At 47.6% G+C, this 19824-nt stretch carries 17 protein-coding genes; 1 reads left to right on the top strand and 16 read right to left on the bottom strand.

Going from position 1 to position 19824, the window contains the following annotated elements:
* Positions 1–34: 34 nt before the first annotated feature.
* Positions 35–1366, bottom strand: coding sequence for an MATE family efflux transporter (locus ACGHCT_RS03060; RefSeq protein WP_390438137.1), 1332 nt, complete (start codon positions 1364–1366; stop codon positions 35–37).
* 212 nt (positions 1367–1578) lie between these two features.
* Here ACGHCT_RS03060 and ACGHCT_RS03055 point away from each other — a divergent pair, with 212 nt between their 5' ends.
* On the top strand, positions 1579–1914 hold the full coding sequence (locus tag ACGHCT_RS03055; RefSeq protein WP_072854828.1) for a cyclic-di-AMP receptor: 336 nt from the start codon (positions 1579–1581) through the stop codon (positions 1912–1914).
* A gap of 83 nt (positions 1915–1997) precedes the next feature.
* Here ACGHCT_RS03055 and spoIIID read toward each other — a convergent pair whose 3' ends face one another.
* From spoIIID to ACGHCT_RS02980, 15 genes are all read right to left on the bottom strand, one after another.
* Entirely contained in the window at positions 1998–2252 is a 255-nt protein-coding gene (gene spoIIID / locus ACGHCT_RS03050; RefSeq protein WP_072854829.1) for a sporulation transcriptional regulator SpoIIID, read from the bottom strand.
* A 173-nt stretch (positions 2253–2425) separates the two neighbouring features.
* Positions 2426–3010, bottom strand: a complete 585-nt coding sequence (locus ACGHCT_RS03045; RefSeq protein ID WP_154256941.1) for a sugar O-acetyltransferase — start codon at positions 3008–3010, stop codon at positions 2426–2428.
* A 13-nt stretch (positions 3011–3023) separates the two neighbouring features.
* Positions 3024–4058: a DNA polymerase beta superfamily protein gene (locus ACGHCT_RS03040; protein ID WP_154256942.1), complete on the bottom strand. Its 1035-nt coding sequence runs from the start codon at positions 4056–4058 to the stop codon at positions 3024–3026.
* A 210-nt stretch (positions 4059–4268) separates the two neighbouring features.
* A complete protein-coding gene (locus ACGHCT_RS03035) occupies positions 4269–5417 on the bottom strand; it encodes an amidohydrolase (protein WP_226902054.1) in 1149 nt (382 codons plus the stop codon).
* A 144-nt stretch (positions 5418–5561) separates the two neighbouring features.
* On the bottom strand, positions 5562–6686 hold the full coding sequence (nspC, locus tag ACGHCT_RS03030; protein ID WP_226902053.1) for a carboxynorspermidine decarboxylase: 1125 nt from the start codon (positions 6684–6686) through the stop codon (positions 5562–5564).
* 1 nt (position 6687) lies between these two features.
* Positions 6688–7890 carry a saccharopine dehydrogenase family protein gene (locus tag ACGHCT_RS03025; protein ID WP_154256945.1) on the bottom strand — a complete coding sequence of 401 codons (1203 nt, stop codon included), beginning with the start codon at positions 7888–7890 and terminating at the stop codon, positions 6688–6690.
* 17 nt (positions 7891–7907) lie between these two features.
* Positions 7908–8783, bottom strand: a complete 876-nt coding sequence (gene speB / locus ACGHCT_RS03020; RefSeq protein WP_226902051.1) for an agmatinase — start codon at positions 8781–8783, stop codon at positions 7908–7910.
* Positions 8773–9624, bottom strand: coding sequence for a polyamine aminopropyltransferase (speE, locus tag ACGHCT_RS03015; protein WP_154256947.1), 852 nt, complete (start codon positions 9622–9624; stop codon positions 8773–8775). Before speE ends, speB begins: the two co-directional genes overlap by 11 nt.
* Positions 9625–9705: 81 nt before the next feature.
* Entirely contained in the window at positions 9706–11151 is a 1446-nt protein-coding gene (locus ACGHCT_RS03010) for an aminotransferase class I/II-fold pyridoxal phosphate-dependent enzyme (RefSeq protein WP_226902047.1), read from the bottom strand.
* 572 nt (positions 11152–11723) lie between these two features.
* Entirely contained in the window at positions 11724–14240 is a 2517-nt protein-coding gene (locus ACGHCT_RS03005) for an HD domain-containing phosphohydrolase (RefSeq protein ID WP_390438131.1), read from the bottom strand.
* Positions 14233–15858 (bottom strand): GH3 auxin-responsive promoter family protein, encoded by a 1626-nt coding sequence (locus ACGHCT_RS03000; protein ID WP_154256949.1) that lies wholly within the window; start codon positions 15856–15858, stop codon positions 14233–14235. The genes ACGHCT_RS03005 and ACGHCT_RS03000 overlap by 8 nt, the downstream gene beginning before the upstream one ends.
* Entirely contained in the window at positions 15848–16435 is a 588-nt protein-coding gene (locus tag ACGHCT_RS02995) for a hypothetical protein (RefSeq protein ID WP_226902043.1), read from the bottom strand. Before ACGHCT_RS02995 ends, ACGHCT_RS03000 begins: the two co-directional genes overlap by 11 nt.
* Before the next feature lie 14 nt (positions 16436–16449).
* A complete protein-coding gene (locus tag ACGHCT_RS02990) occupies positions 16450–16809 on the bottom strand; it encodes an arsenate reductase family protein (protein ID WP_256280827.1) in 360 nt (119 codons plus the stop codon).
* A gap of 228 nt (positions 16810–17037) precedes the next feature.
* A complete protein-coding gene (gene tig, locus ACGHCT_RS02985; protein WP_154256952.1) occupies positions 17038–18252 on the bottom strand; it encodes a trigger factor in 1215 nt (404 codons plus the stop codon).
* Positions 18253–18448: 196 nt separating this feature from the next.
* Entirely contained in the window at positions 18449–19804 is a 1356-nt protein-coding gene (locus ACGHCT_RS02980; RefSeq protein WP_390438128.1) for a polysaccharide deacetylase, read from the bottom strand.
* Positions 19805–19824 lie beyond the last annotated feature (20 nt).

Here is a 19824-nt window from a genome sequence, read left to right as displayed (position 1 = left end):
TATAGGAGCTCTCCCTCCTTGACAATGGTAAATTTTATATTTTCTGCAATTGCCACTTTCCTCTGAGATACCGCCATACAAAGGCAATGGACCGGAACAGCCAGTCTATGGTCATAGCCACCCACACTCCGAATACTCCTATCTTCAGGTTCACTCCCAGAATGTAGCTGAAGCCAATCCGAAAGACCCACATAGAAATAATGGCCAGAACCATAGTGTATTTTACGTCGTTAGAAGCCCTCAGTGTATTGGGCAGAGTGAAGGATAGGGGCCATATAGTTACCACACAGATCGAATGGTAAATCAGGATTTTATAGGCATAGGTGCTGGCCTCATGGGACAGGCCGTAGATGCGGATAATCAGAGGCAGGATCAGCATCAGCAGTATATTAATGGCAATCAGGGCCAGATAGGTGATCTTCATCAGCTTCCGGGTGTAATATTTTGCCTGCTGGTAATCCCCGGCACCCACGCATTGAGAGATTACGGTAAGCAGCGCAAATCCCACAGACATGCCCGGCAGGATGGCAAACATAGCGATATTGTTGGACACTGCATTAGCGGCAATAGACGACGTTCCGAAGCCTGCCACGATACTCAGCACCAGAATCTTGCCCAGCTGAAACATACTGTTTTCCAGGCCGTTGGGGATACCAATGTAGAGAATCTTTTTCAGCAGCATTCTGTCTATATGAATGCGGAAGGGTCTTACAATATGAAGGGTTCTCCTGGGATCCACCAGCATAATCATCATCAGGATACAGGCAATGACCCTGGACGCAAGAGTAGGGATGGCAACTCCTTCCACACCTCTGTGCAGTCCGTAGATAAGAATAGCATTCCCGCCCAGATTAATTGCATTCATAATCATGGACAGCTGCATGGACATTTTGGAATTTCCCATGGCGCGGAAGATGGCAGCGCCTGCGTTATACAGGGCAATGAAAGGAATAGAAGCAAATACAATCAATAGATAGATATTGGCATCGTACATAACCTCAGCTTCGATTTTTCCGAAGACACCGTGAAGGATAAATCCTCTGCACAGATAACCCAAGGCCATAATCACCAGGGAAAAGGATGCCGTAAATAAAATCAGCTGGTTGGTTGCCTGGCAGCCCATGTCCTGTTTCTTTTTGCCTATAAACTGTCCGGCTACAACAGCTCCGCCGGTCGCAAGGGCAGCAAATATATTAATTAACAGAATCATGACCGTATCTACCAGAGATACGCCGGATACGGCAGCCTCACCCACGCTGGCTACCATAATAGAATCGGCCAGTCCTACGAAGGACTGGAGGAACTGTTCCACGATCAGAGGAAGGATTAGCCTCCTCAGATCCTTGTTGCTAAACATATAATTCATTTCTCTCTCCTCAAAAATGTTTATCTTAACGCATTTTTAACATTTCCCTCACATTATACTGCTATCCCCTTTGCCTTACAATAGGGCGGAGGGAATATTTTTCCTGGTTTTCTTTATAAAAACTTAACCGTTGACGGAAGGGAGAGTCAAGTTTTATAATAGTACGGAAAGTTAGCTTTTTGAAACCATTGGCAGGAGAGGAGAGATGTCCTATGAAAATGATTTATGCTGTGGTATGTGCCAGTGATGTGAATAATGTTATGTATGCCCTGAACCAGGCCGGCTTTGCCGTTACCAAGGTTTCTACTACCGGAGGTTTTCTCCGTAAGAGAAATGCAACTCTTTTTACAGTTGTACAGGACGATCAGATACAGCAGGTGCTTGATATTTTTTCTGAGGAATGCGGAAAAAGGAAGCAGATTTCTTATCCTACCCCATATCCGGAAAGCTCCAACGGCTATAATTATGCCGCGATTCCCTCGATTCCGGTTGACGTGGGAGGGGCCACCATCTTTGTCCTTAATGTTGAACAGTGCCACAAGCTATAAGCATTCTGCCGCAGCCATTCTGACGGAATATGGCTGCGGCAGTTTGATTCATGATAGGCAGATTCTTATGTGCAGCAAGACAATCAGGGGGCTTTATGCAAATATTTTTCTCTGGTGGCCATTCCGCCACGGATATGACGCTCCTGCTTATTTACATCCAGAACTTTTCTTGCTTTTCTGGCAAGCGTAGGATTGATCTGCAATAAGCGTTCGGTTACATCTTTATGTACCGTTGATTTTGAAACCCCAAATTTCTTCGCAGTCTGACGCACCGTCGCATTACAGTCTATAATGTAATTGGCGATGTCCACCGCACGTTCTTCAATATATTCTTTCACGGAAGTCCTCCGGAAAACTTGTTTTTACAATGTATGCAGGAGAGAATCCGTATATGTCAGTAGAATGGCTCTTTCAGGTTCCCCTTCTTCCCGGATAAAAAATCCTGAAAAAGCAGCCGTTGCAGGGGAATATTTTCCCTATACTTTTTAGAACTATAGGGCTGATGCTGCGTTTATAGATTATCCCTGATTACTCTGCAGGGATTTCCATATGCAATCTTGTCCGAAGGTATCTCCCTTGTCACAATACTTCCCGCGCCTATCACAACGTTATTTCCAATGGTCACGCCCGGCAGGATAATCGCCCCGCCGCCAATCCACACATTATCCCCGATAATTACCGGTGCCGATTGGGTCTTACAGAATGCAAACCCGCCGCTTTCACTTAGCTCCCCAAACCGCTCCCGGGCATTTGCGGGATGATATGCGGTATAGATTTGAACATTAGGTGCAATAAGAGCATTGTTGCCTATGATAATTTTGTTATCATCCAGGAACGTACAGTTCATATTGACCTCGCAGTTATTGCCGAAGGATATATTACACCCGTAATCTGCATAGAATGGCGGAGTAATCCAGAGGTTTTCCCCCCGTGCCCCTAATAATTCACACAAAATCCTGTCCTTTTCCTCCAAACACTCTGAACCCGTCTGGTTATACTCACGAATGAGGTTTTTCGCTTTGTGCCATTGCTTCAACAGCTCCGTATCTCCGCAGTCATATATTTCTCCTGCCAGCATCTTTTCTCTTTCTGTCATATCTGTCCTCCGTTTATATTTCATCTGTCACTACTTTTCGATTCACCCGCATAACAAACGCCTCCACAGCTTCCCTGTCCGGTTCATCCGGAAGGGCGGTTTCCCGGGCTGCCCGTTCCAGAGCTTTTTCATAGCCTGTCAGCATCTCATAGAATTCTGAACGGAAGGTGCCGTCCGCTTTCTGGAACTCCCCGTTTCGGATGGATAATAGTAAGTTATGCTCCTTTTCCCGGTACGTATGAATCTCCCCCTTCTCCAGAATATCAATGGCCATCAAAAAGAGGCGGATCAGGTGCATGGCATGTTTATTCAGGTGATTGTCGTCTTTTTTCTTGTTTCTTTTGCCTATTTTATCATAGTCTCTCACAATATTATTCATCTCTGCCCAGATGTTTTTATAATCTCTTAAAGGATAGTGTCTAAGATTCGCGTCAACAAATATCTCCGTCTCCAGCTGAGGATTCCCGGATACATCCACATAAAGCTTCAGGCTCCCGTTTTCAAAGCTGCTGTACCGGTTCTGGAACTCGTACATCGCGTTTCTCACAGAATGAAAGATATGAAGTTCTTTCTCCCGCTGGGGATAGGAATCCCTGGCCAGCGCATTCTGGAGGCGTCTGAGCTGGGCATCCGCATAGCCTCCGAAGGAATGTACTGCCCGTTTTGACAGAAACAGGCTGCGGTTTGCGAGAAGCTCTTCTCCGATTTGGTTCAGATACAGGTAATGCTCTGGATTTAGTCCCAGAAGCTCTATGGTATTGGGATTGCAGTTCAAAAGCAAGGTGATTATTTTCCGAAAAGAGTAAATAGTCGTATCTGTTTTCTGATCCACATACTGCTCAAAGTTTGTCATACCGATGAGATCAGACTTTTGATTCAGGGCTATTCCCCGGATATCGATATCGCTGCTCTCATTGTTGGTACCGTAGGAATAACTGCCTGCAAGTCCCAGAAGGATCACATGTTTTCCTAAATGTTTGTCGGTTTTTATGAAATTGTAGTCCTGATTCTCCAGCAAGGTCCTGTCTGGTTTTCCGTTTTGCTTCATAGTCTTCTCCAAAAATTTCTATCATTGTCTGTTCCGGCTTCTACATCGATGCCCGCGTAGTGTACTCATACGCAGGATGCACATTTCTCCCCGGGCATAGATTTTCCAAGTTTTTTGACTTTGGTATAGTATAGCATGCATTGACAAAAAGGCGAAGCCCTGCTGTAAGACTTCGCCAATTTCCGAAAAGATTACCATTTAAAATTACGTTTACTCCCGGCGATAGACTGCCTCCCCGTCGATCACTGTACAGATGGTCTCCGTAAACACTTCCATGGGATTTCCTGTAAATACGGCAATGTCCGCATCTTTTCCCACTTCCAGGCTGCCTACCCGATCCGCTGCCCGGCAGATTTTGGCGGGATGAATGGTCAGTGCCTTCAGACCGCCCTCCAGAGACATGCCCTGCTGCACAGCCATCCCTGCGCACAGGGGCAGGTACCGGATGATCGCTACCGGATGATCGGTTGTCACCGCAACCATTACACCTGCCTTCTCCAAAATCCCGCAGGTTTTAAAACTCATATTCTCCACCTCTATCTTTGAACGGGAGGTAAGATCTGTTCCCACGATGGCGGGGAATCCAGACGCTGCCACTTCCTCAGCAATCAGGTGTCCCTCGGTGCAGTGATCCAGAGTTATATCCACATCAAATTCCCTGGCTATGCGGATTGCTGTCAGAATATCATCCGCCCTGTGTGCATGGGCCTTCATTGGTATCTTCTTCTCCAGAACCGGTATCCAGGCCTCCATGCGGAAATCCTTCTCTGAGAGTTTTCCCTTTTTCTTCTTTTCCCAGTACTGCTTTGCCCGAAACAACTCCTCCCGGAGCATGGCTGCAATCGCCATCCTGGTAGCAGGGGACTGGCCCTGATCTCCATAATTTGTCTTTGGATTTTCCCCGAATGCCACTTTCATGGCAGCCGGCTCCAGTACACACATCTCATCAATACACCGTCCGTGAGTCTTCATAAATACAAACTGACCGCCCACTACATTCGCACTTCCCGGTCCTGCCATAACTGAAGTGATTCCTGCCATAATAGCATCGTGGAAGGCACAGTCCATAGGATTCACCGCATCCAATCCCCTGAGGTGAGGAGTAATGGGATCTGTAATTTCATTGCAGTCATCTCCTATGGTTCCCTTGCGCTCCTCCGTAATCCCCATGTGAGTATGGGCGTCAATCAGGCCTGGCATAATCCAGCCGCCGCAGGCATCAATTACCTCCTCACTGTCATTAACACATATGGTATCCATACTTCCTATGTCTGCGATCACCTTTCCCTCTGTACGGACATAACCATTCTCCCAAACCTTTCCTGCCATAGTTAAAACTCTACCGTTAATCAGCAGCATAACAAAAACTCCCTTCTATTTGCCAATTCTGTTATACTATCTGCTCAAATCAGGGTTTTTATACATTTTATGGCAGTTAGGGACAGGCCTATCCCCAAAAGGGGACGTGTTCTTTTTAGAAAGTACACGTCCCCTTTTATACCTTTACAGCCGCATTTTAAAGTCTTCGTAGCCAAATTCTTTTACTAACCTGCAATCCCCGTCTTCTTCCAAAACTGCAATCCCCGGCAGCCTCATGCCGTTGAAGGTATTGTTTTTTACCATAGAGTAGATTGCCATGTCTTCGAACACCAGCCGCTCCCCCGGGTTAATCCTGTGGTCAAAGGAATAGTCGCCTATGATATCTCCGGCCAGGCAGGTGGGTCCGGCCAGGCGGCAGGTATAGGATTTTTCCCCGGGTTCTCCGCTCTCTCTTAGCGGAGGCCGATAGGGCATTTCCAGGACATCCGGCATATGGCAGGCGGCGGATGTGTCCAGAATAGCGGTGTCAGTACCGTTTTTTACAATCTCCAGTACTTCGGTGATCAGATAGCCCGCATCCAGGGCAATGGCCTCCCCCGGCTCCAGATATACCTGTACCTGGTAACGGTTCTGTATCCGCCGGATGCATTTTTCCAGCACTTCTATGTGATAACCCGGCCTTGTGATGTGGTGTCCGCCCCCGAAGTTAACCCATTTCATTCTTTCCATATAGGGGCCAAACGCTTCCTCAATTACATCCAGGGTGGCGTCCAAATCATAGGCATCCTGCTCGCACAGGGTGTGAAAATGAAGGCCTTCTACGTTTCCCAAAAGATCTGGCCTGAAGTTTTCCAGAGTTACTCCCAGGCGGGAACCTGGTGCACAGGGATCGTAGATGGCATGTGCTTCCTGGGTGGAGTACTGGGGATTAATCCGCAGTCCCACGCTTCTTCCCCGTTCTATGGCCACAGGGCCGTATTTCTCCAGCTGTGAAAAGGAATTAAAGATGATATGGCTGCAGATCTCGCAGATTTCGGGAAACTCTTCGGCCCTGTAGGCGGGGGAGTAGATATGGTTCTCTTTTCCCATCTCCTCAGCCCCCAGCCTGGCCTCATAGAGTCCGCTGGCAGTACAGCCGCTTAAGTACTCCCCTATGAGAGGATACAGGGAATACATGGAGAATGCTTTCTGTGCCAGAAGGATCTCGCATCCGGTGCGGTCTGCCACTCCTTTGAGTATTTCCAGATTCTCCTTTAGCCGGGATATATCCACTACATAGCAGGGAGTAGGCAATTGTTCCCAGCGCATATCAGTCTACCAGCTCCGGCTGCTCCTCTGTCTTCCACGGCAGCCCCCACCGGTTCAGAGCCTCCATAAAGGGATCCGGATCGAATTCTTCCACGTTGAATACCCCCGGCTTCTGCCATTTGCCCGTCATTACCATCATGGCGCCTATCATAGCCGGAACCCCTGTGGTATATGCCACTGCCTGGGATCCTACCTCCCTGTAGCATTCCTGGTGGTCACATACATTGTAGATATAAAGATTCCTTTCTTTTCCATCCTTTATTCCCCGGAAAATACAGCCAATATTCGTCTTTCCTTTGGTTCTTGGTCCCAGAGACGAGGGATCCGGGAGCACAGCCTTCAAAAACTGGAGAGGCACAATCTGCTTTCCTTCGAATTCAATGGGTTCAATGGATGTCATCCCCACATTCTCCAGGCACTTAAGATGGGTCAGATAGCTCTGCCCGAAGGTCATAAAAAATCGGATTCTCTTAATACCTTTGATATTCAGCGCCAGGGATTCCAGCTCTTCATGGTGGAGCAGGTACATATCCTTCTCCCCGATTTCCGGAAAATGATAGACCTTCTTAATTTCCATAGGTTCCGTCTCAACCCAGCTTCCGTTCTCCCAATAGCTTCCCTTGGCTGATACCTCCCTGATATTTATTTCCGGGTTAAAGTTTGTGGCAAAGGGATATCCGTGATCCCCTGCATTGCAGTCCAGTATGTCAATATAATGAATCTCATCAAAATAGTGCTTCTGGGCATATGCAGAAAAAACACCAGTCACTCCAGGGTCGAACCCGCTTCCTAAAAGGGCAGTGATTCCCGCTTTCTCAAACCTCTCTTTGTAGGCCCACTGCCATTTATATTCAAACTTGGCCGTATCCTCTGGCTCATAGTTTGCTGTATCTATATAGTGTGTTTTGGTAGCCAGGCAGGCCTCCATAATGGTGAGATCCTGATAGGGCAGCGCCAGATTCAGCACAACATCCGGCTTTTCCTTTTCGATCAGTGCCGTAAGCTCGTCCACATGGTCCGCATCTACCTGTGCGGTTGTAATCTTTGTGCTTGTAGTTCCCTCCAGCTTTTCCTTCAGTGCATCACATTTTGCTTTTGTTCTGCTGGCAATGCAGATTTCTGTAAATACTTCGCTGTTCTGACAGCATTTATGGATGGCTGCAGATGCAACACCGCCGCAGCCAATAATCAACGCTTTTCCCATACTTATATTCTCCTTTTCTATGTAATAACCTGTCTCTGTGGTTTCAGTGCAAGAAGCATCTCCCGCAGTACCTTGCAGGCTGCTGCCGTTGAAATTCCGCTGGGGTCATACCCCGGGCAAAGCTCCACCATATCGCACCCTGCAATTTGCGTGCCCCTGCAAACCAGCTCCACTGCGTCCCTCAGCTGGTCAAAGGTTACGCCCCCGGCCTCCGGTGTCCCCGTTCCGGGAAATACACTGGGATCCAGCACATCCAGATCCAGGGTGAAATACACAGGCTTACCTTTTAGTTTCTCTACCGTCTCCGCAAGTCCCTGAAAATCGAATTTTCTGGTATACACATGGCCCCTGGCTCCCCAGCGAAACTCTTCCCGATCCCCTGAGCGTATTCCAAACTGGTGGATTCTTTTGTCCCCCAGAAGTTCCCAGCAGCGCCTGAGTACACAAGCATGGGACAGTCTTGCGCCCAGGTAATCCTCCCTCAGGTCCGCGTGGGCATCAAAGTGAATCATATGGAGATCCGGGTACCGTTTGAACACTGCCCTGACAGCTCCAAGAGTCACCAGATGTTCTCCGCCCAAAAGCACAGGCAGCTTCCCGTCCTCCAGAATCTCCTCAGCCCGTCTCTCTATGTCTTCCAGAGCAAGGGAGGAATCTCCGAAACACAGCTCCAGATCACCGCTGTCAAAAACTTTCAGTTCTGTCAAATCTTTGTCCTGATAGGGACTGTAAGTCTCCAGGCCGAAGGATTCGCTTCTCATAGCCTTGCTTCCAAACCGGGCCCCAGGCCGGTAAGAAGTCGTGGAATCATAGGGTGCCCCGTACAGCACAATCCCTGCCTCCTCATATTCCGCCTCACAGCCGATAAATACTTCTATATTCTTATTCAACATGCTTCAGCATCTCCTCTACATAATATGGGAGGGCAAAAGCCCCTGCGTGGAGCTGTGTCGTATAATACCGGGTGGAAAGCCCAAGCATATTCCATTTGACAGCATCCAGGTCCCGGACCGGATGGTATTTTTTAGAGGCAAACCCAAACAGCCAATGCCCCGCCGGAAAAGTGGGCACATGCACCTGATAGACCCTGCTGATGGGAAAGCTCTCCACAATGCGCTTGTGTACTCTCTGCATAGTCATGGCATCCTCCTCATAGAAGGGGCTCTCATGCTGATTTACCATAATCCCGTCGTCTTTCAAAGCCTTATAGCAGCTCCCGTAAAACTCCTTGGTGAACAGCCCTTCCCCAGGCCCCCCGGGATCTGAACAGTCCACAATAATGAGATCATATTCCTCGTGTACAGAACGTATAAAACGCAGGCCGTCCTCATAATAGATATGTACCCTGGGATCGTCCAGCCGGCAGGCCGTCTGTGGCAGATATTTTTTGGATACCTCTACCACAAGAGGGTCGATCTCCACCATATCAATCCGCTCTATCTTTTCATACCTGGTCAGTTCCCGGATTACGCCCCCGTCTCCTCCTCCGATAACCAGGATCTTCCTGGGATCGGGATGCACTGCCATAGGCACATGGGTCATCATTTCATGATATATAAATTCGTCCTTCTCTGTCAGCATAAGATAACCGTCCAGGGTCAGAAACCGTCCAAACTCCCTGGAGTCAAATACATCAATCCGCTGAAATTCACTTTGTCCGCTGTAAAGCTGTCTCTCTACACGAATGGAAAACTTCACATTCTGGGTATGACGCTCTGAAAACCATAATTCCATTTTCCACCTCTCCTTATCTTCTATATTTTCCTAAAATCCCCGTCCCCTGCGGACCTTTTGCGTCCTCTCAAAAACAGGTCTCTATAGCAATACATTCAGTGCTTCTATCTTCTCATCCTCGGGCCCGGTCATGGAGCAGCCCTTTTCTCTGGCATACACAATATAGTCCAGTATCTTATCCGTAATCCTCTCTCCCGGAGCCAGAATAGGAATTCCCGGGGGATAGCACATAACAAATTCACTGCACACTCTTCCCGCCGTCTCTTTCAGCGGCAGAGATTCTTTCCTGGCATAAAAGGCGTCCTGAGGCGTTACCACCACCTGGGGACTTATGTATTCCTGGCTCATCATACCGTTCCTGCTCTTCTGATACAGCCGCTTAATCTCTGCCAGGGCACTGGCCAGGCGCTCAATATCCTGTCTGCGGTCCCCGATAGACAGGTAGGCCAGTATATTGCCGATATCCCCGAATTCTATCTGGATATCATATTCATCACGGAGCAGATCATAGACTTCAATCCCCGCCAGACCGATCTCCAGGGTATAGACAGAAAGCTTTGTCACATCAAAATCATAGATGCTGTCCCCATTCACCAGCTCCCGGGAGTAGGCATAATAACCGCCTATGGCATTGATCTCCGCTCTTGCATATTCTGCCAGCTCCACCACCTGCCGGAACGTCTCTCTTCCGTGGAGCGCCAGATTTCTTCTGGAGATATCCAGGCTGGACAAAAGCAGATAGGACCCGCTGGTAGTCTGCGTCAGATTAATTATCTGGCTTACATATCCCGGATTCACCTCTGGTCCTGTAAGCAGAAGAGAACTCTGGGTAAGGCTTCCCCCTGACTTATGCATACTCACCGCCGCCATATCCGCACCGGCCTTCATAGCTGCCGCCGGCAGATTTTCCCCAAAATAAAAGTGGGTGCCGTGGGCCTCATCCGCCAGCACCATCATTCCATGAGCATGCGCAAGGGCAATAATGGACTTTATATCCGAGCAGATCCCGTAATAGGTAGGATTATTTACAAGAACAGCCACTGCATCGGGATTCTCTGTAATCGCCTGTTCTACCTGGGACACCTTCATCCCCAGGGCAATCCCAAGCTGATGATCCACATCGGGGTTGACATACACAGGCACTGCTCCACAGAGAACCAAAGCATTAATCACACTCCTGTGGACATTTCTCGGAAGAATGATCTTATCCCCCCGTTTACAGGCAGTCAGCACCATACTCTGTACCGCGGAGGTAGTGCCCCCCACCATCAGAAAGGCGTGCGACGCTCCAAAGGCCTCTGCCGCCAGCTCCTCTGCCTCCCTGATGACAGATACGGGATGGCACAGGTTATCCAGAGGCTTCATGGAATTCACATCCAGGCTGACGCACTTTTCTCCCAGAAATTCCCTTAACTCTTTATTCCCCCGCCCTCTTTTGTGTCCGGGGACATCGAACGGGACCACTCTCATCCGCCTGAATTCCTCCAGTGCCTCGTAGACAGGGGCCTTTTCCTGTGAAAGACTCATTGGCCTCCTCTCCTTTCTATTCAGCTAATTATGTGCAATAGACGCCTGTATGCAGTCCTGAGTCCGCAAATTGGATGGTCTGCCGCAGTGTGATCCCCCGGAGGGTTTTTATTGCATAGGGAACAATGTTTCCTATATAATAAAAAAACGCAGGCAACAGGCAGTCTACCGCCCATCACTTGCGTTTCATCGTCTTTTCTGATTTTGTTTTATTTGAAAACAGAGGCTATGGCCTGCAGGCCCCCCTGTTCCTATTTATTCAAAATGCAGTTGAGAATTAGAGTCTATATAGCAAACATTTTACTTTTACCACTCTTATTGACCGTTTCACAAGTTGATGTGCAGCTATGCACTGGTTTTGAGTAACCAACTTATAAAATTTGAGCTTTTAACTCAATCAATAAGGCAACGAAAGTTGCCAATCGGCAGTTGACCCGGCTGTCCGTATGGCCTTAACTCTTAACGAGTGGTCAAAAAATATTTGCATGGAAAGCTCTAATTCAGGAACTATCATCCATACAATGGATAACGTATCATATTTTTATTTTTCTGTCAAGAAGAAAGAAGATTTTTCAGTTCAGCTGAATTTCAATGACCTGACGCTTCACCAAATCTATAAAAATAGGAACCAGCTTCGGATCAAATTGCATACCGGCCTCTTCCTCCAGAATACCCAGCGCTTTGTCCACCTCCATACTTGGCTTGTAGCTTCTCTTGGAAATCATAGCGTCAAAAGAATCCGCCACGCACAGCATCCGGGCCATAATAGGAATATCTTCCCCCGCAATCCGTCTGGGATATCCCCTTCCGTCATATCGCTCATGATGTCCGATAACAGCGGGAATGACGTAATCCAGAGAGGGCAGGTGACGGATAATTCCGATGGAATGCTCCACATGTCCCTTCATAACCTCGTATTCCTCGTCCGTAAGCTTTCCCGGTTTGTTTAGAATATCCTCAGGAATACCGATCTTTCCGATATCGTGGAGAAGCCCCGCCTCGTGCACAATATTGACACATTCCTGATTCATGCCGTACGCCTTAGCCAGCTCGCTGGCATAGTATGCCACATTCTTGGAATGACTGAAGGTATAGTGATCCTTGGTATCAATGGCAGCTGTAAGGGCATAGATGGTAGATGCATATTCTGAGTACACACTCTTCTTATATGCCGGTTCAGGCACCTGCATAGCAAACTTCTGATCCTGGCCCACGGAATAAATCATAACAGCATTTTTACCTGAACGCTTCACATGATAGACTGCCATATCCGCATTGTTTACCAGCTCGTGAGGATTGGAGGCTGAAAATGGAATTCCGCAGATCCCACAGCTTACAGTAAGAGCCTTCAGAGCATACTCTTTGGAGTGCCGGTTCATATCCCGGATCTGTGCCGCAATGTTTTCCGCCAGCTTTTTCGCCATGTGGAGATCATACTGGGGCAGAATAATGGCAAATTCTTTCCCGCTGTATCTTGCCACATAGCTTTTTTCCCCTGCGCTTGCCTGTATAATGGCCGCCACTTTCTGGAGGGCAATATCCCCCTCCTGGTCCCCGTACAGCTGATTGTACAGCTTAAAATCATCTATATTCAGGATAATAAGCGCCAGAGAACTGTCTTTAAATCTTTCATAGGCCTCGTCCAGAACCTCGTAAAAGCATTTCCGGTTGAGCAGGCCGGTGAGCTCATCCTTCCTGGCCTCCTCATAAGCCTTTTCGTAGAGCCTGGAGTTCTTAACCGCAATAGAGCTTACGGAATCTACAGAGGTAAGAAAGCTAATATCATTATAGGTATACCTCTCATGCTTCAGCTTATTGGACAGCATGACGATACCAATGATATCCTCTTCATCCTTTAAGGCAACAAAACATTCTATTTTCCAGACAGCCAGCTGATGCTTCTCCTCTTCCCACATAGATTTATAGGCAACCGTCCGTTTAAATTCCCTCATCAGCAGACATCCGTCTGATTTCTTCAGATATTCTACTACGGGATGATCCTTTGCCAGCACAAAATCCCGTCGGTTGAGGGGACTGGTGCTCTGCACCATCTTATATTCCCCCTGGTCGTCCTGTATGCAGATATATACCTTTTCCACAGAAATTGTTTTCTGTATAATTTCAATCAATTCTGTAAGAATTTCCTGGATATTCAGGGATTTGGATACCTTCGAACTAAAGTCCCGGAGATTCTCCGTCTGAACCAGTTCATCCTTCACGAACAGTTCGTCAAAAAACTTTTTAAGTATCGCATACATGCCCATGGTTACCAGCATTACCAGGACAGCGATCGCCATAACTCTCTGGGAATCTCCCAGGTGAAACAGTCCGCTCAGCAGTTCCTCCAAAGGCCGAACCAGATTATAAAAGATTACTACAGCCAGAACAATAGCCAGGGCATAACAGTTCCCTCTGGAAATCAAAAGTGTAAGCTTAAACAAACGTTTTTTGTACAGTGCATAAAACATTAGAAAGGCATTGATAATTCCGCTCATCAGATCAATGGGAAATCCTTTAAAAAGCGGGAATACAAGCAGTACATGTCCCAGGAAAAGGATAAAAATCCCCAGCAGGATCGGATTGAGTTTCTTCCTAACCACAGCATTGCGGCGCCCGTTCTTATAAATCATCCCGGCACAGTCAAGAAGGATAAACGCTTCTGTAAGAAAGAGGACAACCACCGGCCAGTGAATATCATAAATATAGGTTATCTGCCCCGTGGCTATCTCCTTCATCTGCGGTGCATCTACAAAGACTCCTGTTTTTATATTCACGGCCATGATGATCAGAACAAGAACAGACCAGAACCCTTTGCGGTACTTACTTTTAACCTCCATGAATTCCCGGATAAATCCCAAAAATCCCACGGGCATCATCATCATCCCGATCAGAGATACATGAAACCAGAACTTTTCATAGGGCCACAGCCCCATGCGCATAAAAAAGGAGCCACCGGTCCACATAATCATAATAACTAAGAGGCCAATAAAAGAATTAATAATCTTATTTTTTCTGGCCGCCAGGAAGGACACCAGAAGGAAGGAATAACAAAACAGTGCAATAATCGGCACACTCGCATAGCTATACACGTCCTATCCCTCCTTTGTCATACTCTGCCCGCAGCAGGTCCTGTACTTCCCGGGCCGGAGGGCTCATATGCCGGATATTTTTCCCCGTCTCCAGTCTGCAGCGGTCAAACGTGCCGCATTTTAATATAGTAATTTCCAGAGGATCCATTCCCAGAATTTTTTTCAGATCCTGGTAATCCTCGTCAATATATTTAAAATAAATCCCCAGATGCTCTTTCAGGATCATCTGACTTACCGCGTGGTTGGCCAGACAGCCGGCCTCCATCTCCAAATACATATGTAATACAGGTCTCCGGTTATCTTTATACTCTTTCTGTGCGATCCAGTCCTTGATCGGAAGTCCGGACAACTCTATGGCCCGGGTTATGGAATACTCAGAGATTCTGGTAAATCCCGCAATATCTATGATCGAGGATACCCTGTCCACATACTGAAAACGGGGAATCTTTGTCTCGTCCTCTTTGTTCGTAAGCCCCACACACCGGTATACATCTCCCACCCGGTATCTGGCAAAAGCCCCTCCCTTAAAGATGGTAAGTACCAGTTCATACTTTTCGCCCTCCTGTACCTCATTCATCAGAACCGTACGGGGCTGGTAAGTACTGTCTTCCATATTCTTCTCCATCTCTGCCTCCGGAATAAATTCATAGAAACAAGTGTCCGGAAAAAAATACATTCCATTCCTGGTCCAGGTCTCTGTCCCAATGCAGCTGGGCTCTGTCCCTGCAAAAAGCTCCATAGGGCGGATCCCCCAGAGGTCTTCCAGGTCATCTTTATAGCACCGGTTGTCCGTGCCTGCACACATAAAACCTTTTAGCTGAAACAAATCCTTAGGCTTCAGCTGCCGGTTTTCCTCTTTGCATATTTTCTTTGCCTTAGCCAGGCGCAGAAGCATAGACGGGGAGATCCCCGCCAGTTTTTTCAGTCCTTTGGAGGAGCCGCCGCTTCCCATGGCAGCAACGCTCAGGCTTACATAGTAGGCCACACTTCCCATGCCGAAGAAAAACTCAATTCCCTTCTTCAGTCCCATCTGAAACCCTTTTACATTTCTCTCCTTAAAGGACATCTCCACGGCATCCTTGACCGGAGGCAGAAAGCCAATGCCGATCTCGTCCCCAAGGGCAACCGGAAACAGCCCGGTAGGGTAGGGCAGGGGGGCAAGGGCGTACAGGATATTGTCCGCAGGACTTACGTCAAACTCCCCTTTCCGGTTACTTGTGGACAGAATCAGACATGCCAGAACATTGTTCTGATACGTTTTCAGCATTCCCTGGGTGTAGGGTGCTGCCTTTATGGGATGTTTGCCGCCCTCCCAGGTGGTCTGAATCCAGATTACCGGCTCCTCCGGCAGCATTTCCTTTCTTCTGGCCAGCAGTACATCTGCATAGTCATCATATGTAGTTAGGGGCACCATAGCGCGGAATTCTTCTATGGTTCCCGGATATTTTCCCTTTAAAAAGCTTTGCCCCAGGGGAGATCTGCTCCACAGACGGATCTGTTCTAATAAGAGCCGGTTTTGTATCTGCATATACTCCTTGATATCAAGATCCAAAAAGCCACAGTACTCGCTCCATATCGCTTCTTTTGGAAATTCTTTTAACTTTTCTTCAAACCTCATGTTCCTTCCGCCCCCTTTGCCGCAGTGTAGTAAGGCAAGCCATAATGCTCCCCTTCGTAGGGATTAAAAAAGGAGTGCTCTTTTTATACTCCTCATACCCGCCCAGACTTCTGGGAAACGTCCATATATCCTGCAGAATCACGTACCCCAGGTTGCACAGGCTGAGCACCATTCCTGTTCCCACAAGCTGCAGGGAGTGAAGAGACAGACCCAGAAACAGATAAAAAAAGAAAAACCACAGAACCCCCGGATGCCGGCACAGGGCATACACCCCCGCGCTGCAGACCTGGGGTCTGCCGTCCATGGTCTGATACGTATCCCCAAATGGCAGGGCAAAAAATAGAGTATAAATGAGAAGCCCTAAAAAGAACAGTGCCAACAGGCCCCACAAGACAGAACCCATTGACACAAACGCCTCATTCCATACTCTTTTTATCAACATTATGGTTGCACCTATAATAAGCACATTCCCCGCAAAAAAGCCGCAGTGGAGACTTTTCCTTCTCCACAGCACACTGTTTATATCATATAATACGAATAATAAAAAGCCAACAACTCCCGCAATCGTATAAGTCATACTGTTCCCTCTGCTCAGCTACACAAGGCGTCTTCCCATTCCTTCTCCTTAAAACCTGTCAGTACAAAATCATCCCCTATAATCAGCGGCCGCTTTACCAGCATACCGTCCGTACCCAAAAGCTCCAGCTGCTCCTCTTCCGTCATCGTAGGAAGCTTATCTTTCAGTCCCATATCCCGATAAATCATTCCGCTGGTGTTAAAAAAGCGCTTCAAAGGCAGTCCGCTTTTTCTGTACCACTCTGCAAGCTCTCCGCTGGTAGGATTTTCTTCTTTTATATGCCGATCCGTATATTCAATCCCGTGACTGTCCAGCCATTTTTTTGCACGCTGGCAGGTACTGCATTTTGGATATTCTATAAATAAAACAGACATTGTCATACTCCTTAACTTCCAGTATTTTGCATATCATGCTTATTATAATCGATAATTCTTTTTCTTACAACGCCTTTCATGAAAAAATTTGAACCTTTATTGTAATTTAATGTTATGTTTTGGTAATAAATGGGAAATATTCTCATAAAAAAGCCCGGGACAAACGGGCTATCTTACTTTACGCCTGTTTGTCACCGGGTTTATTAAAGATCCGATTCGTGTTCTGGCTTATTCCGCTGTCTCTTCCTGCTGGGCATCGTCACTGGCGTCCGCTTCGCCCTGGGATGCGCCGCTGGTGTCTGCTTCCCCCTCATCAACTGTCTGATCCGTAATCTTACCGTTCTCGACCAGCACATCTCCAACCTTATTCCAGAGAATAGTATCCTTTACCATATCTTCCCCGTAGCTTTGGATCATAGTATCCTTGCTCTCAAATCCATATCTCTGTGCATAGTCTTCTACCATCTTATCATAATCTTCCTGCGTGATTCTTATATCCTCAGCATTCATAATAGCCTGTACGATCATCTTCTGCTGCAGACGCTCTTTGCCCTTTTCCTCTGCCAGCTCGTTAAAAGTCTCTTCTGTATAACCCTGAGCCTCAATGAACTCATCCATGGTCATACCAGCAGCCGCTGCATACATAGATTCTATCTGATCTTTATAATTCTGAGTTTCTTTCTTAACCAGATCTTCCGGATATTCCTTGATCTCGGAGTTCTCCTGTACCTGGCTGAACAGAGACGTAGCAAGGTAATAGATGGATTGATCGTCATTGCTGTCTTCAATCATTTTTCTGATAGACGCCTTGTATTCATCTACTGTTTTATATTCTGTGTTTGCTGCCACCCACTCATCCGTAAGCTCCGGAGGTGCTGAGATGGAATTCACTGTCACATGAAAAACTGCATCTTTACCGGACAGATCCGTATTATTTTGATAAGGATCCGGGAAGGTAACATTGACATCAACCTCCTGTCCTGTGGTTGCTCCTATAAGGCCTGTCTCAAATCCGTCGATAAATTCACCGGATCCGATGGTAAGGTCATAGTTCTGTCCCTTTCCCCCTTCAAACTCTACGCCGTCTACCGTTCCCACGTAGTCAATATTGACAATATCCCCGTCCTGAACCGGCCGGTCTGTCACCACAGCAGAGTTTTGAGATAATGTACCGTTTACCTGGGCATCCACATCTTCATCTGTAATCTCATACACCATCTTAGTGCCTTCCAGTCCTTTGTACTGGCCCAGAGTCATATATTTGCCCAAATCTTTAAGGTCCAGCGCCTTTACCAGGTCATCGGAATCCTTCATATCAGATATGTCAATTTTTTCTCCTGTATTTTTGCTGTCCTTGCCATCTTTGGAATTGCTGCCTGAGCATCCGGTAAACACCAGCGCTGTACACAGAGCCAGCGCGATTAATGTACCCCTTTTTTTCATATTTTCATCCTTTCTAGGCTCCCGGTTATCGTATAAATCTGTACAATTTCAAGTACGCCTTGGCGTACTTTCTGCAAGCGGGGAGTCTTATCTTGTTTCAAGACAGAGGCTTTTCAAGTTAAAGCCACACATGTGTTATACCATACATGGCCTTAAAAAGAAAGCCTTTCCCGTCCATTTCATAATTTTTTCACATTCATTCTCCCATAGGAGGCACCGGAACGGGCCTTGCCGGGTCGAATACTTCCTCCACCTGAAACAGGTCAGAAAGCTTATTGGTGCCTTCCGTCATGTCATAGTACATCCGGTAGCCATCCACATTCCTTCTCCCCTGCCGGAGATATTCATCGGTAATCTGGACCCACGAGGTATTGGAATCTACATTGCAGAAATAACGGTACCCCTGGCTTTTTAAAAACCTGTATTTTTCATTCTCCTGGGTGTAGGGGTGCCAGTCCCCGATATCCTCCCCAAAGGCAAAGATAATCACATCCGTGTCCCCCACAATAGGGGCTACCCTTGTCTTCCACTTTCTTGTATCCTCCACCATCTGCTGATAGCTGCAGCTGTAGGCTCTCAGATGTCCCCAGGTGTGGCTGGCGAACTCCCAGCCGTCCTTCTTCAGCCCTTCTGCCACCGCCCTTGCATTCTGAACCTCATTTTCATAGTCGAAATCCGGATTTGCCTCCAGAAACTTCTTCTGATCCTCATCCAGATTTTCACCTGTCTCATATGCCGTGTCTGTCCGGTATCCTAAAACGCCGTTATAACCGGTAAGGGCAATGGTTCCCCTGGCTCCTTTATAGGCACCGTCCGGATGCTCCCTCAAAAAAGAATCCAGCAGGGGAACCACATCATAATCCCCCACGGTAACCGTTCCGTCTGCGGCGGTATACTGGCACTTTGGCCGGCCGTCCCCGTCCAGAACAATTTTACTGGCAAACCCATCCCCGTCCATATAATGGTAATAGCTGAGGTCATCCACAGAGAGCACATAAGGTTTCTTTCCCTCCGGGAGAAGGATCTCCTCCAAAGCCATATAGGTTCTCCTATTTCCATCTGTCTTTTCCCCTGCCAGGTCTTTTAGCCTTACCAAAACGTATCCCCGCTCATACATCTGTTCCATAATTTTAGTAAACTCACTGACAGTTGTCATCACCTGATTGTAGGCCCCTTCTCTGCTGTCCCCGTCAAAAGCCCTGGAAGTATCTGCAATCAGAGAATGGTAGAAAATATGAGGAATCTTCTCCACGTCCGCAGGTCTGCAGTCTTCTTTCCTGGCCAGGTACTTCGCAGCTGCCTCCTGCATTTCTTTTGATTCTGCATAGCCGGGGGCCTTTTTCAGCAGAGATACCGCACCGTCGTAGTCATAGCCTGCTGCCAGCAGCTTTGCCTCCTCCATTATCCCCTTTTTTCCGCCTGCCTGCGCAGCAGCCTGGCTTATGCCGGTCTCTCTTTCGCCATCTTCAGTACCCTGGATATCGTATCGGTGTACTGCCGCCAATAGGAGAAGCAGACAAACCCCAGTAAGAATAACGCCACGGTCCTTCATAAAGATTCCTCCCATATCCT

This window comes from Lactonifactor longoviformis (assembly GCF_042848515.1).
Lineage (GTDB): Bacteria > Bacillota > Clostridia > Lachnospirales > Lachnospiraceae > Lactonifactor > Lactonifactor longoviformis.
Note: the sequence above shows the minus strand (reverse complement) of the source record. Positions and strands in the feature narration are given on the sequence as shown.

Coding starts and splice junctions, on each gene's coding strand:
- speE (WP_154256947.1), bottom strand. CDS start 9,624: ATGGAATTATGGTTTTCAGAGCGTCATACCCAGAATGTGAAGTTTTCC.
- ACGHCT_RS03045 (WP_154256941.1), bottom strand. CDS start 3,010: ATGACAGAAAGAGAAAAGATGCTGGCAGGAGAAATATATGACTGCGGA.
- ACGHCT_RS03000 (WP_154256949.1), bottom strand. CDS start 15,858: ATGAGGTTTGAAGAAAAGTTAAAAGAATTTCCAAAAGAAGCGATATGG.
- ACGHCT_RS03025 (WP_154256945.1), bottom strand. CDS start 7,890: ATGGGAAAAGCGTTGATTATTGGCTGCGGCGGTGTTGCATCTGCAGCC.
- ACGHCT_RS03060 (WP_390438137.1), bottom strand. CDS start 1,366: ATGAATTATATGTTTAGCAACAAGGATCTGAGGAGGCTAATCCTTCCT.
- nspC (WP_226902053.1), bottom strand. CDS start 6,686: ATGCGCTGGGAACAATTGCCTACTCCCTGCTATGTAGTGGATATATCC.
- tig (WP_154256952.1), bottom strand. CDS start 18,252: ATGAAAAAAAGGGGTACATTAATCGCGCTGGCTCTGTGTACAGCGCTG.
- speB (WP_226902051.1), bottom strand. CDS start 8,783: ATGTTGAATAAGAATATAGAAGTATTTATCGGCTGTGAGGCGGAATAT.
- ACGHCT_RS02980 (WP_390438128.1), bottom strand. CDS start 19,804: ATGAAGGACCGTGGCGTTATTCTTACTGGGGTTTGTCTGCTTCTCCTA.
- ACGHCT_RS03040 (WP_154256942.1), bottom strand. CDS start 4,058: ATGAAGCAAAACGGAAAACCAGACAGGACCTTGCTGGAGAATCAGGAC.
- ACGHCT_RS03035 (WP_226902054.1), bottom strand. CDS start 5,417: ATGCTGCTGATTAACGGTAGAGTTTTAACTATGGCAGGAAAGGTTTGG.
- ACGHCT_RS03055 (WP_072854828.1), top strand. CDS start 1,579: ATGAAAATGATTTATGCTGTGGTATGTGCCAGTGATGTGAATAATGTT.
- ACGHCT_RS02995 (WP_226902043.1), bottom strand. CDS start 16,435: ATGACTTATACGATTGCGGGAGTTGTTGGCTTTTTATTATTCGTATTA.
- ACGHCT_RS03010 (WP_226902047.1), bottom strand. CDS start 11,151: ATGAGTCTTTCACAGGAAAAGGCCCCTGTCTACGAGGCACTGGAGGAA.
- ACGHCT_RS02990 (WP_256280827.1), bottom strand. CDS start 16,809: ATGTCTGTTTTATTTATAGAATATCCAAAATGCAGTACCTGCCAGCGT.